Source organism: Sporomusa sp. (genome assembly GCF_035561255.1).
GTDB lineage: Bacteria > Bacillota > Negativicutes > Sporomusales > Sporomusaceae > Sporomusa.
In genome coordinates this window covers 34,981-53,202 of record NZ_DATMXX010000405.1, presented here as the reverse complement: position 1 = coordinate 53,202, position 18,222 = coordinate 34,981, and the positions used below count along the sequence as shown (strand labels likewise).

Below are 18,222 nucleotides of genomic sequence, written 5' to 3'. Positions count from 1 at the left end.
GGAGTATAGGATTTGACAGAAGTCAGGTTTTCTTGCGAAGGGGAGAATTTATGGTTTGTATTATTATTGCAGCTGCTGGACAAGGAAAAAGAATGGGAAGCGGGATCAATAAAGTATTTATCCCGCTTTTAGATAAAACAGTGCTGGTACATACGGTACTAGCGGCTTGCGCAGTACAAGATGTCAACAGCTTAATTATAACTGCAGCGGTCGCAGAAACCGAAACTGTAAGTAGCCTGCTGTCAGGCTACAATTTGCCGGTGCCCTGGCAAGTTGTTGCTGGCGGCAGTGAGCGCCAGTATTCGATTGCCAATGCATTAGCGGCTGTTCCGGATCATACTGATATTGTGGTAGTACATGACGGAGCGCGGCCATTGGCTGAGCCGCACCTGTTCAATACGGCTGTTGCCGCTGCTCGTCAGTACCAGGCCGCCATTGTAGCCGTACCGGTCAAAGATACCATTAAGTCAGCCGACACCTCTGGTTGGGTTACAGGCACCCCTGATCGACGTACGCTGTGGGCGGTTCAGACACCGCAGGCCTTTGACGCAAAACTGATTAAAACAGCTTATATCCGTGCGGCGCAGGATGGCTATCTCGGTACAGATGACGCGGCCTTGGTTGAGCGCCTGGGCATCAGAGTGAAAATTGTACAAGGTGATTATCGGAATATAAAGATTACTACCAGAGAAGATTTGACTATTGCTGAAACCTTACTTGCAAACCGACAGGAGGCTATGAGTATGATTCGCTCCGGTATTGGCTATGATGTTCACCGCTTGGTTCCAGAACGTAAACTAATTCTCGGAGGCGTAGATATCCCGTATACGCAGGGACTTGACGGTCACTCTGATGCTGACGTGCTGTTACATGCCGTTAAGGACGCGCTTTTGGGTGCCGCTGCGTTAGGCGATATTGGTCGCCATTTCCCTGATACCGATGGGCACTATAAAGGCATATCAAGCCTGGTCCTATTGGATAAAGTGCGTACAATTTTGTGTAAGCATGGTTATACTGTTAATAATATTGATGCTACCATTGTAGCTCAAAAACCTAAGCTAGCTCCGTATATAGACAAAATGAACAGCAATATTGCGGAAACTTTGGGTATTGACGTTAGCCAAGTTAATGTGAAAGCGACAACAACAGAAGGGCTAGGTTTCACTGGTCAGGGGCAAGGTATTGCTGCTTACGCCACAGCAACAATCATAGGTACTCAAGTTTAATGCACAAATCTGTATAAAAGTCAGTGAAGTACACATATTATGAATAGCTGATATTGACATATTTGGAGGGCTGATTATGCAGAAAGTAATTCGCAAATTAATAGTTACCCTACTGCTGTCGATGATCATTAACCTGTACCCCTCCTCCGCACTGGCGGCTGAATTTAGTTTTAACATCAATATTGCGCGCCAGGACGGAGCCACTTGCGGCGAGTTATGGCTTAACGATAGGCTGGTATGGCGACTGGCTCTGTTATCAGATGGCGCTAAGCCGGTGTCAGGTGGCTTTAATGGAGCAAACACGACACTTGTCATCCCGGATATTGTAAATGGTATGTTTGTCGTTAAGGTGGAATAAGGTGTGAACCGCCAAGTTGGCGGTTTTTTTTTATTTGTTGGTAACCCCGCTGCCAAAACGGCGGTTTTTTGTTTGATTATTTTGCAAGCTGGCGCATAATCTGCTAGAATATACAATGATTAACACAAATTTTTACTACTTCAAAAAGTTTATGGAAGGGGTATCTATAAATGGAACAAGAACTTAGAGTGCGCTTTGCGCCAAGCCCGACAGGACCGTTTCACATCGGTGGAGCACGGTCGGCTTTGTTCAACTGGCTATTAGCGCGTAAAGAAGGCGGCAAGCTGATTCTGCGGATTGAAGATACAGATCTGGAGCGGTCAACCCGGGAATCTGAGGAAAATATTAAGGCTTCATTGCGTTGGCTGGGTCTTGAGTGGGATGAAGGAATCGATGTGGGTGGTGAATATGGTCCGTATCGTCAGACTGAACGCCTTGACCTGTATCGGCAGTATACGGACAAGCTGTTAACAAGCGGACATGCGTATTACTGTTATTGTAGTGAAGCAGAACTTGATGCTGACCGTCAGGAGCAGATGAATCAAGGTGAGACACCGCGGTATACCGGGCGCTGTCGTAACTTGAGCCAAGCCGACTGTGACCGCTTTAGCGCAGATGGGCGTAAGCCTACTGTTCGTTTCCGTGTGCCGGAGAATCAGCAAATTGTTTTTAAAGACCTGGTTCGGGATACGGTAAGTTTTGATTCTAATGGCGTGGGTGACTTTGTTGTTGTCAAATCAGATGGCATTCCTGTATATAACTATGCGGTGGTGCTTGATGATGCGCTTATGAAAATAACACATGTCATTCGGGCTGAAGAGCATCTGTCTAACACCCCGCGCCAAATTTTAATTTATCAGGCATTGGGGCTGCCGTTACCACAGTTTGGCCATATTTCACTGATTTTGGGAAAAGATCGTACTAAGATGAGCAAGCGTCATGGCGCGACCTCGGTTGAGCAGTATAAGAAATTGGGTTATTTGCCTGAGGGGATAGTAAATTTCTTAGCTCTTTTAGGCTGGGCGCCTCCTGGTGAACAGGAAATATTTAGCGCAGCTGAGCTTATTGAGCAATTTTCGATGGAACGGGTGGCTAAAAATCCTGCGGTATTTGATGTTGATAAACTAAACTATATTAACGCGCATTATATAAAACAAGCCGATCCAGCACTTATTACCGAATTGGCTTTACCGCATCTTCAGGAGTCCGGGTACATTAAAGAACAGCTAACCCCTGAAAAAAAAGAATGGTTGATTAAAGTAGTTGCTGAACTTCAGGGTTATATTAGTTATGCCGCTCAAATTACTGACCACATTGACGTATTTATTAATGATGATTTTGACTTTGAGAGCGAAGAGGCACATGAGATTATGAAAGATACTGATGTGCCGCAGGTGATAGAGGTTTTCAAAGCAAGACTGGCGGCTTTAGATCCTGTTGAACCTGCGGCAGTACAGGCCATTCTTAAAGGTATCACTAAAGAGTTGAAGTTGGGTGGGAAAAAGGTATATATGCCGGTTCGTATTGCTATAACAGGTAAAATGCACGGACCTGAGCTTATTAACCTGATTCCTCTTATTGGGAAAGAACGTACCCTGGCAAGAATAGCTTCGCTGTTAGCTAAAGTATAATTTGCAGTATAGATAGTGATATTGCTGCTTGACATAGCCAAGCAGCCGTTAGTATAATTTATTCATAAAACCGATTTACGTACTCGGAAATAAAGCGAATGACAAACACCGAAACTACCTTAAATAAATAGGTGCTGGTATCAGCACTATAAATGCAATGATCCAGGAGAAGTATACGTTTATCCCCCTCAGAGAGGTGCTGCCACCGGCTGTAAGCGGCACTGGGTAAGGTTTCGTAGAAGTGCACCTGGTAAGTAGGATGGGTGAAAGTTAAGTAAGCCATCACGGTTGCTGCCGTTATCAGCATAAAGCAGGGGGATATTATCCCCAAGCAGAGTGGAACCGCGGGCCACCGTCTCTGTAGTGAGATGGTGGCTTTCTTATGCCCGTTCTAAATTATTGTAAGGAGGGAATACTATGTTTAAACGGATAAAACAAGATGTTAAGGTAGTATTTGACCGAGATCCTGCCGCGAAAAGCGTAGTCGAGGTCCTATTGTGCTATCCTGGTCTACATGCCATCTGGCTATATCGCATTTCCAACTATTTATTTAAACGTGGCTGGGTGCTGTTTCCGCGCATGATCTGCTATTTCAATCGTTTATTAACTGGCGTGGATGTTCATCCAGGCGCAACTATCGGCGAAGGGCTGTTTATCGACCATGCTACTGGGGTAGTTATTGGTGAAACCTGTATTATTGGCAATAATGTTACCCTATATCAGGGGGTCACCTTAGGCGGTACTGGCAAGGAAAAGGGTAAGCGTCACCCTACTATCGGCAATAATGTTGTTGTAGCCAGCGGCGCTAAAGTACTAGGGTCATTTACTGTTGGCGACAATTCTAAAATTGGTGCCGGTTCGGTAGTATTGCGGGAGGTTCCCCCTAACTCAACCGTTGTTGGTATACCTGGGAAAATTGTCTGGCATGAAGGGAAAAAGATAAACCGCACTGGTATAGACGGTATTGATCTGGAACACGATGATTTACCAGATCCTGTGGCAGAAATGCTGCACTGTATGCAACGAAATATGAAACGTCTGGAAGTGCGAATTGAACAGTTGGAAAAGGAGCTGAAGCAGCGTGAGTCTGAAAGTATATAATACCCTGACTAAGCAAAAAGAAGAATTTGTTCCAATAACGCCAGGTAAAGTAAAAATGTATGTTTGCGGTGTTACTCCTTATAACCATCCGCACATCGGCAATGCCCGGCCATTTATAACCTGGGATGTAATCCGCCGTTATCTCGAATACTCAGGCTATGATGTGTACCATGTCCAAAACTTTACTGATGTTGACGACAAGATTATTAATGCAGCTAAAAATGAGCAAGTAACCTGGGATGCTATTGCTAACAGATATATTGCCTCCTACTTTGAGGTTATGGATACACTTAATATCCGGCGGGCGCAGGTCTACCCCAGGGTGTCTGACCATATTCCAGAGATTCTCACTATGATTAAAACGCTTGTTGATAAAGGATTTGCTTATGCTGTTGAGGGTGATGTATACTACAGTGTCGAACAATTCCCTCAATATGGCAAGCTAAGCGGGCGAAATCTAGAAGATATGAAGGCTGGTGCCCGTGTTGACGTTGATGAACGGAAGAAACATCCGATGGACTTCGCTCTGTGGAAAAGTGCCAAGCCAGGCGAACCTGCCTGGGAAAGCCCCTGGGGTCCGGGCAGGCCTGGTTGGCACATTGAGTGCTCTGTTATGTCGTATAAGTATCTCGGCGCAAGCTTTGACTTCCACGGTGGCGGCAGTGATTTGGTATTTCCGCATCATGAAAACGAGATTGCCCAATCCGAAGCCTTTACTGGTATTGAACCGTTTGTTCACTTTTGGCTGCACAATGGTTTTATTACCGTAAATGAAGAGAAGATGAGTAAATCGCTGGGTAATTTTTTTCTGGTCATTGATATCCTTGAACATTTCCGGCCGGAAGTGTTACGCTTCTTTATTTTGTCAACCCACTACCGGAGTCCACTTGATTTTAGTGATGAACGGTTGGAAGAAGCCGGACGAAGCCTGGAACGCTTGCGGACAGCCCGCGAAAACCTAACATACCTGGCAACCTTTCCTGCCGGGACCTCCAGTGGCGATTCTCAGGCCCTCGCTCAAGCCGCTACTGCATCGCTGGCTGAATTTGTGGCCGCAATGGACGATGATTTCAACACCGCGCTGGCGATTAGCACAATGTTTGGGTTAGCCAAAGAGATCAATATCTATCATAGCAAGGTTACAGGCGGAAAGATCGGCCTGGATAGTGAGGTTTTGGCACAAGTTGCCAAGGTCTATAGCCAGATGGCTGACATTATAGGGATACGGATTGAGGGTAGTGGTACGGCTCAAGATGGCAATGCTGAACTGGTTAATGAACTTATGAACCTTATCATTGATATTCGCCAGGACGCACGTCAGAAAAAAGACTGGGCAACAGCTGACCAAATTCGTGACAAACTAGCAGCGGCAGGCATTGTTCTTGAAGACTCGCCGCAAGGCGTCAGGTGGAAAAAACGGTGAGATTTGATCATTTTCAGAAATTAGTTGATAATTTTTTTACACTTAACGAAGCCGGAGAGGTATCTCCGGCTAAATATGATGATATTGAGGCCGAGCGGCTGTCGCCGTTAGTGCTGGCGTATATTGGTGATGCCTATTTTACGCTATATGTGCGAACACGGCTGCTCGGATATGAACAAAATAAGGTAAGGGTATTACATACTTTTGATGCTAAAATTGTATCGGCCGTCATGCAGTCCAAAGCGGTTAAAATACTCGAAGACCAGCTCACGCCCGAGGAAGCCGATATTGTGAGACGGGGACGTAATGCTAAATCGACAGTACCTAAGAGTGCCTCCATTGCTGAATACCGTTATGCTACAGGCTTTGAAGCATTAATGGGTTTTTTATATGTGCAGAAAAACTACGACAGACTGTCAGAAATTGTTGACAAAGCTTTCGCTATTATTTCCCGGGAAATGACAGCCATTGCTAAAAAGTAACCAAAAGGGAGCGTTGTCCCCATGAAATTAAAATTGATTCAGTATACCCCAGATCCAGAACGTACTGTTGCTATGGCGGCACGGCTCTGTTATTCGGCCAGCGGGGCTGAAGAATTGGTGCAAACGATGCCGGATGCGCAGGTTGGAACGTTAATTGACAAACTTTTTAACATGGGGCACTTGTCAACATTTGAACACGTGAACTTTACCTTTGCTATTGAGGGTATCTCCCGGGTGCTAACGCACCAGCTTGTCCGCCACCGTATTGCATCATACTCACAACAGTCACAGCGATATGTACGTGAACATGGCTTTGAATACATTTTACCACCCTCAGTTGCCGCTAACCCTGAAGCTAAAGCTAAATATACCGCGCTTATGAGCCAGGTTCAGCAGACATATGATGAATTGGTGACTCTTGGTGTACATCAAGAGGATGCGCGCTATGTACTGGCTAATGCCACTGAAACCAAAATTGTTGTAACTATGAATGCCCGTTCGCTGCTGCACTTTTTTGAAAAACGCTGCTGTCAACGGGCGCAGTGGGAAATACGTAATCTTGCCAATGCTATGCTGGCTGAGGTTAAAGCGGTTGCGCCCCGCCTATTTACCCAAGCCGGACCTACTTGTGTAACTGGTGGCTATTGTAAAGAGGGGACATTATCTTGTGGTCGATTGGCAGGAATAAAAAAGCAAAAGTAGAACTCTTACCAAGAGGTATACACACTTAACCATTATATACAAACTTTTGCTGGAGGTAATCTACAATGCGGCGTGTGCTTCTGGAGGATATTCAGGCAGGTATGCAGTTGGCTCAGCCGGTGTATGGGCTAAATGGTCAGGTAATATTAAACAGTGGGATTGAGTTGACGGGGTTCCATATTTCCAAACTGTTAGAACTTGATATTACGTATATCTACATTCAAGGGGATGCCCAACTCATCGACCCTAATGATGAGGCCGCGCAAACCGCCAGGAGCGAGATTGTGCAGAGCGCACATCAGGCGCTGGGAGAAGTGCGTGTTGGCAAATATGTTCAAACAGAGGCTGTGAAAAATAGGATATTAATGCTTTTGGACGAGTGTTGTATGCACAAAGAAATCCAGCCGTTATTTACAGCGATGCAGCAGTGTAATGATTATCTGTTTAAACATGCTGTTAGTGGTTATTTTTTTGCCACAGTAATGGGGATTAGCTGCGGCCTTGAAGGGCAGCGGTTGCGGGACCTGGGCTTGGGGGCGCTTCTGCGCGATGTAGGTATGATTACGATTTCCCGTGATATACTCAATAAGCCTGACGCATTAAGCGCGGAAGAGATGGCTGTGGTAAAAAAACATACTGAGAAGGGCTATGAAATTCTTCAACGTAACGCAGACATTAGTTTATCGGCGGCTAATTGCGCGCTGCAGCATCATGAGCGCTTTGATGGCAGCGGCTATCCGCGTGGTGTTAGCGAGAGCTCTATCCATGACTTTGCTCAGATTGTAGCGATTGCTGACGTATATTCTTCAATGACTGCAACAACCCCATACCGGAAAGCCTTGTCAGTCTATGATACGTTAGCGATTATTCAAAAAGCTGGTGGTGCCTATTTTAACCCGGAATATATTCAAATTTTAATGAGGAATGTAGCTAGTTACCCACTGGGGTCTGTTGTCCGGCTGAATAATAAATCAAGGGGTATTGTCCACGACTATGCTGATGAGCTGAAGACTAAACCAATTGTTAATCTTACCACAAACGCGGCGGGTGAGCGGGTTAGCCAAACTGTTACAATTGATATGGCTGTGAACCCCACACTGTATATTGCTGAAGTCTCTTAAAGATTATCTAATAATGTCATTACCGGCGACGATAACGCAATCGGTTGTAATTTAAGCCAACTTTTGGCGAAGTGAGTCAATAAAGGACAAACGGCAGGATTATATTCTGCCGTTTTTTCATAATAATAAGAAACACACAACTTATATTATTTAAGGAGCGATAATCATGTCTGATGATGCAGAAATAATAGCCGGCCGTAATAGCGTTCTGGAAGCGTTGAAAGCGGGGCGATCACTGAATAAGGTTCTTGTTGCCAAAGGGGAACGGCAAGGTTCGATCCGCGATATCATTGCTCAGGCGCGGGAGCTGGGGTTGGTAATACAAGAAGTTGAGATTGCCAAACTGGACCAACTATCGGCTGGGGTGCGGCATCAAGGTGTCGTTGCTCTGGCAGCACCGGTGGCCTATGTTGAGATTGATGAGATTTTAACGGCAGCCTATGGGAAAAATGAACCACCGTTTTTAGTTCTCTTGGATGAACTGGCTGACCCGCATAATGTTGGTGCTATTTTACGCACCGCAGATGCAACCGGTGTTCATGGTGTACTTATACCCAAACGGCGTAGTTGTCCCCTTACGCAGACAGTGGCTAAAACCTCGGCCGGCGCGGTTGAACACGTACCGGTAGCGCGAATTGGCAATGTATCTCAAACGCTTAAAGCCCTGAAGAAGCAGGGGCTTTGGGTGGTAGGCGCTGATATGGACGGAACAAAAGACTATTATGAAGCCGACCTTACCGGACCTGTTGTCATTGTTGTCGGCAGTGAGGGCGAGGGAATGGGCCGGCTAACTAAAGAGGCTTGTGATTTTGTTGTTCGTATACCCATGCGGGGGAAGATGACTTCTCTCAACGCATCGGTAGCATGTTCGCTTTTGCTTTACGAAGTTCTTAGGCAAAGGGAGTTGAAGGCAAAATGAAACACTGGGTGGGAATGATTCTGGCAGTGGCCGTAGTCCTAACAGGGGTAGCCGTATTTTGGCTGACCCGGCCGCTGTTTGCCCAAACAGTGTACAACGGCGTGGCGGTTGCCAACATTGAGGTTACCGGAAAAACCAGGGATGAAGTGGCCCAGATGCTATATGTATGGCAAAAAGAGCAAACAAGCAAGCCGATCTTGCTGTCCCATGGCACGACAACATTTCGCATTGAACCTGAACATATTGATTATAGTATTGATGCAGAAGCCACGGCTGATGCTGCGTGGCTTGTGGGGCGTGAAGGCTCCTGGTGGTTGCGGCTAAGAAATATTAGAAATGTTCAGGCTGAAGGCTGGTCTATCCCCCTTAAAATCAGGTATAATGAGAATAAATTAGATACCATCCTTGAGCAGTTACAGGAGAGCGTAAACAAACCGCCCCGAAATGCAACATTAAGCCTGCGGACAGGCGGTATTGTGGCTGAAGTGGAGGGACAGGAGATTGATGTTGCAGCACTTAAAGAATTAATGGTGGCTGCAATTAATCGTTCTGACGCCAATACGATCAACCTTCCGGTCAAACCGGTTTATCCTGAAATTACGGCAGGTGAGCTAGCTAAGAATGGCATAAAGGAAATGGTTGCCATGTATACAACCATATTTAACACCGAAGATACTAACCGGACTGTCAATGTAAAACTATCTGCACAAAAAATTAATGGCAAATTACTTTACCCTGGCCAGGTATTTTCATATAACGATACTGTTGGTCCAAGGGAAAAATCACAAGGTTTTAAAGAGGCCATGGAGATCATTAATGGTGAATTTGTGCCCGGAATAGGCGGCGGTGTGTGTCAGGTTTCATCTACACTATATAATGCGGTACTGCTTGCGGGGCTTGATATTGTTGAACGAACCAACCATTCTAAGCCACTTGCTTATGTGCCGCTGGGGCGGGATGCTACTGTTGCTTATAATGCACTTGATTTTAAATTTGTCAACAACAGCCTGGCGCCGGTTATGATTATGGCTGAGGCGGTAGGCAACAAATTAAATGTCGGGATATTCGGCCAACGGGTTCTAGATAAAAATATTGATATTGTGACAGTAGACCAACAAGTGATTCAGCCGGCGATAGTCAAAAAGGCCGACCCTTCTTTGCCGCCTGGAGAAAACAAGGTTGAAAAACCTGGCAAGCCTGGATACTCAGTCACTGTTATTCGAATCATACGTGATAATAATGGTACAGAACTAAAACGCGAAATATTATCGCGTGACAAGTATGCGCCTGATAATACCTTGATAAAAACAGGACCGGCCCCCAAACCAGTGCAATCTGAAGTAAAGCGGAAAGAGGCGGCCGGCAACCCGCCTGAAGCCACCAGTATGCAATAAGATTGGAGACTTTTTCTCGATGGACTTGTTAATCGTCGACGGTTATAATGTGATTAATGCCTGGCCTGAGTTAATTGCAGTTAAAGATAATTTAGAATATGCCCGTGATAAACTTGTGGACATACTCAGTGAATATGGTGCATATAAAGGTTTTAGGACGATTATCGTATTTGATGCGCATATGGCTGCCGGCAAAAGTGTCAGCCAAACTTTGGTCGGCGAGTTGGAGGTGATTTATACCAAAGAAGGTGAGACTGCTGACAGTTGTATCGAAAAAATGGTATACTATCTTGTGCGTCAGGGAGAACGTGTCTATGTTGTAACCTCTGACCTGGCGGAACAGATGTTTATTTTAGGGGCTGGCGCGTTCCGTATTTCAGCCCGCGAGCTAAAAAATGACGTTGCCAGTACCAAAAAAGAAATTAAGGAAAACATCTCCCGGAAGGTATTAGCGCGAGACCGTCATGAGCTTGGCAACCGTCTGGGGAAAGATATCCTTAAGCGCCTGGATGCGATCCGCAGAGATGGGCTTGACTAACTTTGTGCTTAAAGGTATAATTTATTGTGACAAGACGTGAACTAATACGGTAAGCACTAATCCTTTTAGTGCACTTTTATTTTTTTCACGATGAACAAATGGCCGGTTTTTATAGATAAAAAATCAGGTTGGCCATTATCGACAGCAAAATAAAAACTAGTGGGGGCGATGCGATGCGGGTTAATACTCAACGCGATCTGTATGGTTGTTTTGACAACTTAACTGATGAAGAAATAGTATTTGACGCCAAAGATAATGACAACACGGTCGCTCTGGAGTATTTGATTAATAAATATCGTAATTTTGTGCGGGCTAAAGCCAGATCGTATTTTTTAATCGGCGCTGAGCGTGAGGACATCATTCAAGAAGGCATGATTGGCTTATACAAAGCCATTCGAGATTTCCGCAATGACAAGCTCTCATCGTTTAGAGCTTTTGCAGAATTGTGCGTAACCCGGCAAATTATTACCGCCATTAAGACCGCCACCAGACAAAAGCATATACCTTTGAATTCATACGTTTCTTTAAATAAACCTATTTATGATGAAGATTCTGACCGGACACTCTTAGATGTACTATCCGGCTCTAAAGTGACTGATCCGGAAGAACTGGTAATCAGCCGTGAGGAATTCGTTGATATTGAAGAAAAAATGGGTGAAATTTTAAGCGATCTTGAGTGGAAGGTACTGATGTCTTACCTTGATGGCAAGTCTTATCAGGAGATTGCTGTTGAACTTGACCGCCATGTCAAGTCGATTGACAACGCTTTGCAGCGGGTAAAACGTAAATTGGAGCGCTATCTGGAAAATCGTGGTGAAGACAGCGATATTCGCGGTATGTACAGAGGTCTTACCGGTCTTAATAAAGATGCTTCGTCGGACTTGACCAGCTACAGCGAAAACTATGATGACCAACGCAGCATAAAATGACACCATTAGTCGGTGTCATTTTTTCTTATGTTCTCCTAATATATATAACTCGCTAAAGTATGTACATGCGTCTTAGGGTGTTGATGTAATAAACCCCCTGCTAATTTGCTAACATGGAACATATAGAAACTTAGATGAGGTGATTAATATATGGATAATAAGGTGAAAACCATTGCAATACTGACCGGTGGTGGCGATGCGCCCGGCCTTAATGCTGTAATTCGGGCTGTTGTTAGAACGGCGCTGGGGAGGGGATTGGCAGTCTGGGGAATTAAAAATGGGTTTGGCGGAATGGTTGAAAATAAAATGATTCAATTGACCGACGAGAGTGTTGCGGGTATTTTGCCCCGTGGGGGGACTATGCTAGGGACCACCAACCGCGATAATCCATTTAGCTACCCTCAAACGGAGGCTGGGGAAATCGTTTATAAAGATATGTCGGCTCACGCTCTGGATAACCTGCGGCAGGCAGGGATTGAGGCTCTTGTTGTTATTGGTGGTGATGGCACTCTTAAAATTGCTGCTGAATTCTATCAAATGGGTTTACCGGTAGTCGCTGTTCCGAAAACCATTGACAACGACATACCTGATACTGAACGGACTTTCGGGTTTGATACTGCTGTTGGCGTGGCTACTGATGCCCTTGACAGGCTACATACTACCGCTGAATCCCATCACCGGGTCATGGTACTTGAAGTGATGGGCAGATATGCCGGCTGGATTGCTTTACATGCAGGCCTGGCGGGTGGTGCTGACTGTATCCTCATTCCAGAAATCCCCTTTAATACAGAATCGGTTATTGCCAAGATCAAAGAACGCCAGCTGCGTGGACGGCAGTTCAGCTTGATTGTTATTGCTGAAGGTGCTTATGCTCAAGGCGGGGAAATATCAATAGCGCGTATTGTCGAAGGCAGTCATGAGAAAGTACGCTTAGGCGGCATCGGTGAAAAACTGGCTAGACAGATTGAGGCGCTTACAGGAATGGAGTCTCGCTGCACTGTACTGGGACATGTTCAGCGAGGGGGTACACCAACAGCTTTTGACCGGGTGCTTTCAACACGTTACGGTGTGGCAGCGGCTCAATGTATATTGGAGGGGGCCTTCGGGATCATGGTGGCCCTGCAGAAAAATCAGATTATTCGTGTGCCAATTGTTGATATTGCCGGCAAAGCAAATAATGTCACAATTGATAATGAACTCTTAATCGCTGGGCGGGCAATCGGTATTTGTTTTGGTGATTAGAAAAACTGTACTTAGGTTATACTAAGCTCTAAATAGTGCGTGGTTTTATGCATCCGCGCAGTGGAGGGCTGCGATGGAAACGTTAGGCATTACTCTGTTTAGGGTAGTTGCGGGTATGGGTGTATTGCTTGTCATTATGCTGACAATCGGCCGCCGTCAGTTGGGTGAGCTTAGCTCATTTGATTTTTTGACATCAATTACTATCGGTGCAGTGGCAGGTGCGCTTATTGTTGATCACCGGATTGAACTTGCAAGCTCGCTAATTGCCTTGTTGGCACTGGGTGGGATGCAACTGTTCTTCGGCTGGTTAAGCATCAAAATTCGCCCGGTTAACCACAAAATAAACTTTAAGCCCCTGGTGATGGTCGAAAACGGCCAAATAATTAAGGAAAGCCTGCGCAAAATACATATGCCGGTAGAAACCCTGTTGCAGCTGTTGCGTGAAAAAGATGTCTTTGACATTACTATCGTGGAGTTTGCTATTTTGGAACCACATGGTAAACTAAGCGTGCTCAAACGAGCCGAACATTTGCCAATAACACCAAGCCAGGTTAATTTTAATGTTACCCCGAACAGCATTCTTGTGCCTGTAATACTAGAGGGAAAACTGCAGGAGAAAGCGCTGGCTGATATGGGTTTTTCATCGCAGCAGATTGAAGAATTTCGTTGTCAGCATCTAAACAGTATCCACAATGTCTTTATAGCATTTATGGATCAAAATAAACGGCTGCATGTGATTCATGATGATGCCCGGGAGCATAATGTGTTTTTACACTAAAGCCCCGGGTTTTTCTTGTGAAAAATATTAAATTTTCTACATGTTGCAGGATATTTAGTCGAAATATGGTAAAATAGGAACATGTCTGTGTCCGAAGGAGGTAGCGATGAAACAACAGCGATATAATTTTTGTCCTAAGTGTGGCGGTCAATTAAATTTTCGCCAGGCTGGCGAACGCGAACGCTTAGTATGTAGCAAGTGTGCATATACTGTTTATGAAAACCCGATTGTGGGGGTTGCTGCAATTGTAAGGCAAGACGGAACTATTTTGCTGGGGAGGCGGGCTGCTAATGCCAGTTATTCGGGGCTATGGTGCATACCCTGCGGCTATGTGGAATATGATGAAGATATCCGCGATGCTGTCAAACGTGAGTTTCTGGAAGAAACCGGGTTAGTTATTGAGCCGGGGCAGGTGTATACGGTCTTGTCCAACTTTCATAATCCAGCTGTTCACACTGTTGGTGTTTGGTTTATGGCCCAAGTAGCCGGCGGCACCCTTTGCCCAGGCGATGATTTAGATCAGGTAGCCTACTTTCCGCTTGATTCGGTGCCAGAGCTTGCTTTTCCTACAGATACCCAGGTAATAAGTATGCTGCAGGCGGAAAATAACAAACAATTAAGAGGGAAGTGACCCAGTGAGTGACAATATAATTGCAGTCATTATAGGTATTGTTGAAGGATTGACTGAGTTTTTGCCAATTTCTTCGACCGGACATATGATTTTAGTAGGTGCATTATTGGGGTTTGAAGGGGAAAAAGCATCTGTATTTGAGGTGTTTATCCAATTAGGCGCTATTTTATCAGTGTTTATTTTATACAGGGATAAATTTTTGGCCATGCTTAGGCCCCGAACCCTAAATAACTTTGGTGGCAGTCTGACAGCTATGCATGTGTTAGCCGGGATTATTCCGGTAATGGGGCTCGGGTATCTTCTGCATGAATTCATTAAAACATACCTTTTCTCCCCTTACACAGTTATTATCGGGCTAATCGTGGGTGCTATTCTCATGCTTGTAGCCGAAAAAATCTCACAGCGTCCAGTAACCAATGATGTTGATAAGATGACAATCAAACAGGCCTTTTTCGTGGGCTTGTTTCAAATTTTATCTCTCTGGCCAGGTTTTTCCCGCTCGGGCTCAACAATTGCCGGGGGCCTATTCTTAGGGATGAGTCGCAAAGCAGCAGCCGAGTTTTCTTTTATTATTGCTGTGCCGCTTATGTTAGTGGCGTGTGTGTATGACTTAATGCAAATATGGAATAAGCTGAGCGTTGATGATTTTGCCATGTTTGCCATCGGATTTGTTGTTGCGTTCATCACCGCATATATATCGATTGTTTGGTTCTTGCGGTTCCTTAATAACTCTACACTGGCATCGTTTGCCTATTACCGGTTTGGTGTAGCCGGGATATCCTATTACTATTTCTTTTTACGCTAAATCGAAATATATGTTTTCGTTCCTATTATTAATTAAGTGATAGCTAAACTGATATTGATATGTTGGAGGGAGTATTGTTTTGGACGTAAAATTAATCAATCCATTCTTAGAAGCAATAACCACGATTTTACCGCAATTAGGCTTTAAGGAAATTAACCGGCGTGGGCTAGCGGTTAAGGAACAAGTATTAGCAAGTCAAGGGGTCACTGTGCTCATTGGAATCACCAAAGGAATTAAGGGAAATGTAGCCTACAATATGTCTGCAGATACCGCTAAAAAGGTTGCCTCAACAATTATGATGGGTATGCCGGTGCCTGAGATGGATGAAATGGCGCAGAGTGCAATCTCGGAAATGGTAAATATGGTTACTGCTAATGCCGCTACTAATTTCGAAAAGCAGGGATTGGCAGTAGATATCTCGCCGCCCAGCATTGTTGTGGGGACTGAATATACAGTGCGGGTCAGCCATAATAAGTATTTGGCGCTCAGTTTAATGGTCGACTCTGAGCTTATCGAGGTGAATGTTGGACTGGGGGCATAGAAAAAAACACGGCTCACGCTAAAGCCGTGTTTTTACAGCCTATTACCGGTAATGATATATGCTCGATTCTTATCGTAAAATTACCAGTAAAAAAATATTGACACAGCATCTTGGTTATTATATAATATGTTTTGTCACTAGACAAGGTAACCTAGGAAAAGATGCTGGCGTAGCTCAATTGGTAGAGCAGCTGACTTGTAATCAGCAGGTTGGGGGTTCAATTCCTCTCGCCAGCTCCATTAAGCTGAGAGCTCAAGAAGGCGAGCCGAGAGGCGAAGACTGATTGGCGCGAATCGCTTAGTTCTGAGCAGTAGCGATAAGCAGCGAACCATATTGTTGCGAGCTGTAAAGCGAAGTGAGAATATGTGTGAGTCGCTTAGTTCTGAGCGGTAGCGAAGAACATCCTAATAGTGAGTTATTACCGGAGGGATTCCCGAGTGGCTAAAGGGAGCAGACTGTAAATCTGCCGTCTACGACTTCGGTGGTTCGAATCCACCTCCCTCCACCAAAACTACCTTTGTCGACTGAATATCGCGGGGTGGAGCAGTTGGTAGCTCGTCGGGCTCATAACCCGAAGGTCACAGGTTCAAGTCCTGTCCCCGCAACCAAGTAATTAACGTGCTTTGTTAAATTCAGTTCTGAATTTTCCTGAATTTATAAAGCACAGCTTTATAAAGAACCAAAACCCATGTTATCTGCGACAAGCCGAATATCTACCACTCAGCCGCAAAACGGCTTAGGAATGTCCAGATGCTAGGCGGAAACGAGGACGTGAAGCGCGGCGCACTGGGGTGCGTAAGCAAGCGCCCGCAGTGACAACAACGCAGATGGGCGTTCATAAGTCGTTTTGCGCTACTTGCTGGTGTAGCTCAGTCGGTAGAGCGTATCCTTGGTAAGGATAAGGTCACCGGTTCAATCCCGGTCACTAGCTCCATTTCAATAAGGCGGCGTAGCTCAGCTGGCTAGAGCATTCGGTTCATACCCGAAGTGTCCGGGGTTCAAATCCCTGCGCCGCCACCACGCTAAAATAAAAAACCTTGCAATAACTGCAAGGTTTTTTATTTTTATTACTAGTTATAGCAGGAATTTTGCTGATTAGATAGAATAATCTAGCTTTGTAAAATGATGTATACTGCTGATTATTTGTGTTAATACATAATATGATAAAGATATTAAGGGAGGTAACACTCAAATGGCTAAGAAAAAGTTTGAAAGAAACAAACCCCACGTAAATATTGGTACTATTGGTCACGTCGATCATGGTAAAACCTCGCTGACTGCCGCAATCACCATGACCCTGTCCAAACACGGCGGAGCCGAGTTCATGGCCTATGATCAAATTGATAAAGCGCCTGAAGAAAGAGAACGCGGTATCACCATCAACACTGCCCACGTTGAATACGAAACCCCTGCCCGCCACTATGCCCACGTTGACTGCCCAGGCCATGCTGACTATGTTAAAAACATGATTACCGGTGCAGCGCAAATGGACGGTGCCATCCTGGTTGTATCAGCTGCTGACGGCCCGATGCCGCAAACCCGTGAACACATCCTGCTGTCCCGCCAAGTAGGCGTGCCTGCCATGGTTGTATTCCTGAACAAAGCTGATCTGGTTGATGACGCTGAACTGATGGAACTGGTAGAAATGGAAGTTCGCGAACTTCTCTCCAGCTACGAATTCCCTGGCGACGACATCCCTGTAGTAAGTGGTTCTGCTGTTAAGGTTCTTAACTGCGGCTGCGCTAAACGCGAGTGCGAATGGTGCGGTAAGATCCATGACCTCATGGACAAAGTTGATCAATACATCCCGACACCGGAACGCGCTACTGATAAGCCTTTCCTGATGCCGGTAGAAGACGTGTTCACTATCACTGGCCGTGGTACTGTAGCCACCGGACGTGTAGAACGCGGAGTAGTAAAAGTAAGTGAGACCATCGAAATCGTTGGTATGACTGAAAAGCCTAAATCCACAGTAGTAACCGGCGTAGAAATGTTCCGCAAGCTGCTTGATTCAGCAGTAGCCGGCGACAACATCGGCGCTTTGCTCCGTGGTGTTGACCGTAAGGAAATCGAGCGCGGCCAAGTACTTGCTAAGCCCGGTTCCATTAAGCCACATACCGAATTCAAATCCGAAGTATACGTATTGTCCAAAGAAGAAGGCGGCCGCCATACCCCGTTCTTTAACGGCTATCGCCCGCAGTTCTACTTCCGGACAACTGACGTAACCGGAGTTGTTACCCTGCCAGACGGCGTAGAAATGGTAATGCCTGGCGACAACATTCAAATGAACATTGCGCTTATCACCCCGATTGCTATCGAAGAAGGCCTGCGTTTCGCGATTCGCGAAGGCGGCCGTACTGTTGGCGCCGGTGTTGTTACCGCGATTGTTAAATAATAATAG

General features: G+C 45.5%; 18 protein-coding genes, 5 tRNA genes and 1 other annotated feature. All 23 genes read left to right on the top strand.

Annotated elements, in window-relative coordinates; all coding sequences use genetic code 11:
- A partial coding sequence (ispD, locus tag VN379_RS23430; RefSeq protein ID WP_325538381.1) for a 2-C-methyl-D-erythritol 4-phosphate cytidylyltransferase occupies positions 1–1,226 on the top strand: 1,226 nt, incomplete at its 5' end.
- 76 nt (positions 1,227–1,302) lie between these two features.
- The gene (locus VN379_RS23425; protein ID WP_325538379.1) at positions 1,303–1,584 is read left to right on the top strand and encodes a hypothetical protein; all 282 of its coding nucleotides are present in this window, start codon (positions 1,303–1,305) and stop codon (positions 1,582–1,584) included.
- A gap of 170 nt (positions 1,585–1,754) precedes the next feature.
- Positions 1,755–3,215, top strand: coding sequence for a glutamate--tRNA ligase (gene gltX, locus VN379_RS23420; RefSeq protein ID WP_325538378.1), 1,461 nt, complete (start codon positions 1,755–1,757; stop codon positions 3,213–3,215).
- A gap of 148 nt (positions 3,216–3,363) precedes the next feature.
- Positions 3,364–3,578: a binding site (T-box leader), on the top strand.
- 54 nt (positions 3,579–3,632) lie between these two features.
- Positions 3,633–4,316 (top strand): serine O-acetyltransferase, encoded by a 684-nt coding sequence (gene cysE / locus VN379_RS23415; protein WP_325538376.1) that lies wholly within the window; start codon positions 3,633–3,635, stop codon positions 4,314–4,316.
- Positions 4,297–5,739, top strand: coding sequence for a cysteine--tRNA ligase (cysS, locus tag VN379_RS23410; RefSeq protein ID WP_325538374.1), 1,443 nt, complete (start codon positions 4,297–4,299; stop codon positions 5,737–5,739). Before cysE ends, cysS begins: the two co-directional genes overlap by 20 nt.
- Positions 5,736–6,221, top strand: a complete 486-nt coding sequence (locus tag VN379_RS23405) for a Mini-ribonuclease 3 (protein ID WP_325538372.1) — start codon at positions 5,736–5,738, stop codon at positions 6,219–6,221. The genes cysS and VN379_RS23405 overlap by 4 nt, the downstream gene beginning before the upstream one ends.
- A 21-nt stretch (positions 6,222–6,242) precedes the next feature.
- Complete coding sequence (thyX, locus tag VN379_RS23400) at positions 6,243–6,923, top strand: FAD-dependent thymidylate synthase (RefSeq protein WP_325538370.1); 681 nt, start codon at positions 6,243–6,245, stop codon at positions 6,921–6,923.
- Positions 6,924–6,988: 65 nt separating this feature from the next.
- Positions 6,989–8,044, top strand: a complete 1,056-nt coding sequence (locus tag VN379_RS23395) for an HD-GYP domain-containing protein (RefSeq protein ID WP_325538368.1) — start codon at positions 6,989–6,991, stop codon at positions 8,042–8,044.
- A gap of 166 nt (positions 8,045–8,210) precedes the next feature.
- A complete protein-coding gene (gene rlmB, locus VN379_RS23390) occupies positions 8,211–8,963 on the top strand; it encodes a 23S rRNA (guanosine(2251)-2'-O)-methyltransferase RlmB (RefSeq protein WP_325538366.1) in 753 nt (250 codons plus the stop codon).
- Positions 8,960–10,357 (top strand): VanW family protein, encoded by a 1,398-nt coding sequence (locus VN379_RS23385; protein ID WP_325538364.1) that lies wholly within the window; start codon positions 8,960–8,962, stop codon positions 10,355–10,357. The genes rlmB and VN379_RS23385 overlap by 4 nt, the downstream gene beginning before the upstream one ends.
- 19 nt (positions 10,358–10,376) lie before the next feature.
- Complete coding sequence (locus tag VN379_RS23380; RefSeq protein WP_325538362.1) at positions 10,377–10,895, top strand: NYN domain-containing protein; 519 nt, start codon at positions 10,377–10,379, stop codon at positions 10,893–10,895.
- 173 nt (positions 10,896–11,068) lie between these two features.
- Complete coding sequence (sigH, locus tag VN379_RS23375) at positions 11,069–11,824, top strand: RNA polymerase sporulation sigma factor SigH (RefSeq protein WP_325538360.1); 756 nt, start codon at positions 11,069–11,071, stop codon at positions 11,822–11,824.
- Positions 11,825–11,974: 150 nt separating this feature from the next.
- Positions 11,975–13,066 (top strand): ATP-dependent 6-phosphofructokinase, encoded by a 1,092-nt coding sequence (locus VN379_RS23370; RefSeq protein WP_325538358.1) that lies wholly within the window; start codon positions 11,975–11,977, stop codon positions 13,064–13,066.
- A gap of 73 nt (positions 13,067–13,139) precedes the next feature.
- Positions 13,140–13,844, top strand: coding sequence for a DUF421 domain-containing protein (locus VN379_RS23365; RefSeq protein WP_325538356.1), 705 nt, complete (start codon positions 13,140–13,142; stop codon positions 13,842–13,844).
- Positions 13,845–13,950: 106 nt separating this feature from the next.
- Positions 13,951–14,475, top strand: a complete 525-nt coding sequence (locus tag VN379_RS23360) for an NUDIX hydrolase (RefSeq protein WP_325538354.1) — start codon at positions 13,951–13,953, stop codon at positions 14,473–14,475.
- A 4-nt stretch (positions 14,476–14,479) separates the two neighbouring features.
- The gene (locus tag VN379_RS23355; protein WP_325538352.1) at positions 14,480–15,280 is read left to right on the top strand and encodes an undecaprenyl-diphosphate phosphatase; all 801 of its coding nucleotides are present in this window, start codon (positions 14,480–14,482) and stop codon (positions 15,278–15,280) included.
- 79 nt (positions 15,281–15,359) lie between these two features.
- The gene (locus tag VN379_RS23350; protein ID WP_325538350.1) at positions 15,360–15,821 is read left to right on the top strand and encodes a chemotaxis protein CheX; all 462 of its coding nucleotides are present in this window, start codon (positions 15,360–15,362) and stop codon (positions 15,819–15,821) included.
- Positions 15,822–15,984: 163 nt separating this feature from the next.
- Positions 15,985–16,060, top strand: a tRNA-Thr gene (locus tag VN379_RS23345).
- Between the two features lie 184 nt (positions 16,061–16,244).
- Positions 16,245–16,329: transfer RNA gene (locus VN379_RS23340), tRNA-Tyr, on the top strand.
- Positions 16,330–16,353: 24 nt separating this feature from the next.
- Positions 16,354–16,429 (top strand) — tRNA-Met (locus VN379_RS23335).
- Between the two features lie 250 nt (positions 16,430–16,679).
- Positions 16,680–16,755, top strand: a tRNA-Thr gene (locus tag VN379_RS23330).
- A gap of 9 nt (positions 16,756–16,764) precedes the next feature.
- Positions 16,765–16,841: transfer RNA gene (locus VN379_RS23325), tRNA-Met, on the top strand.
- 172 nt (positions 16,842–17,013) lie between these two features.
- Positions 17,014–18,216 carry an elongation factor Tu gene (gene tuf / locus VN379_RS23320; RefSeq protein WP_325532282.1) on the top strand — a complete coding sequence of 401 codons (1,203 nt, stop codon included), beginning with the start codon at positions 17,014–17,016 and terminating at the stop codon, positions 18,214–18,216.
- The last annotated feature ends 6 nt before the right edge of the window (positions 18,217–18,222 follow it).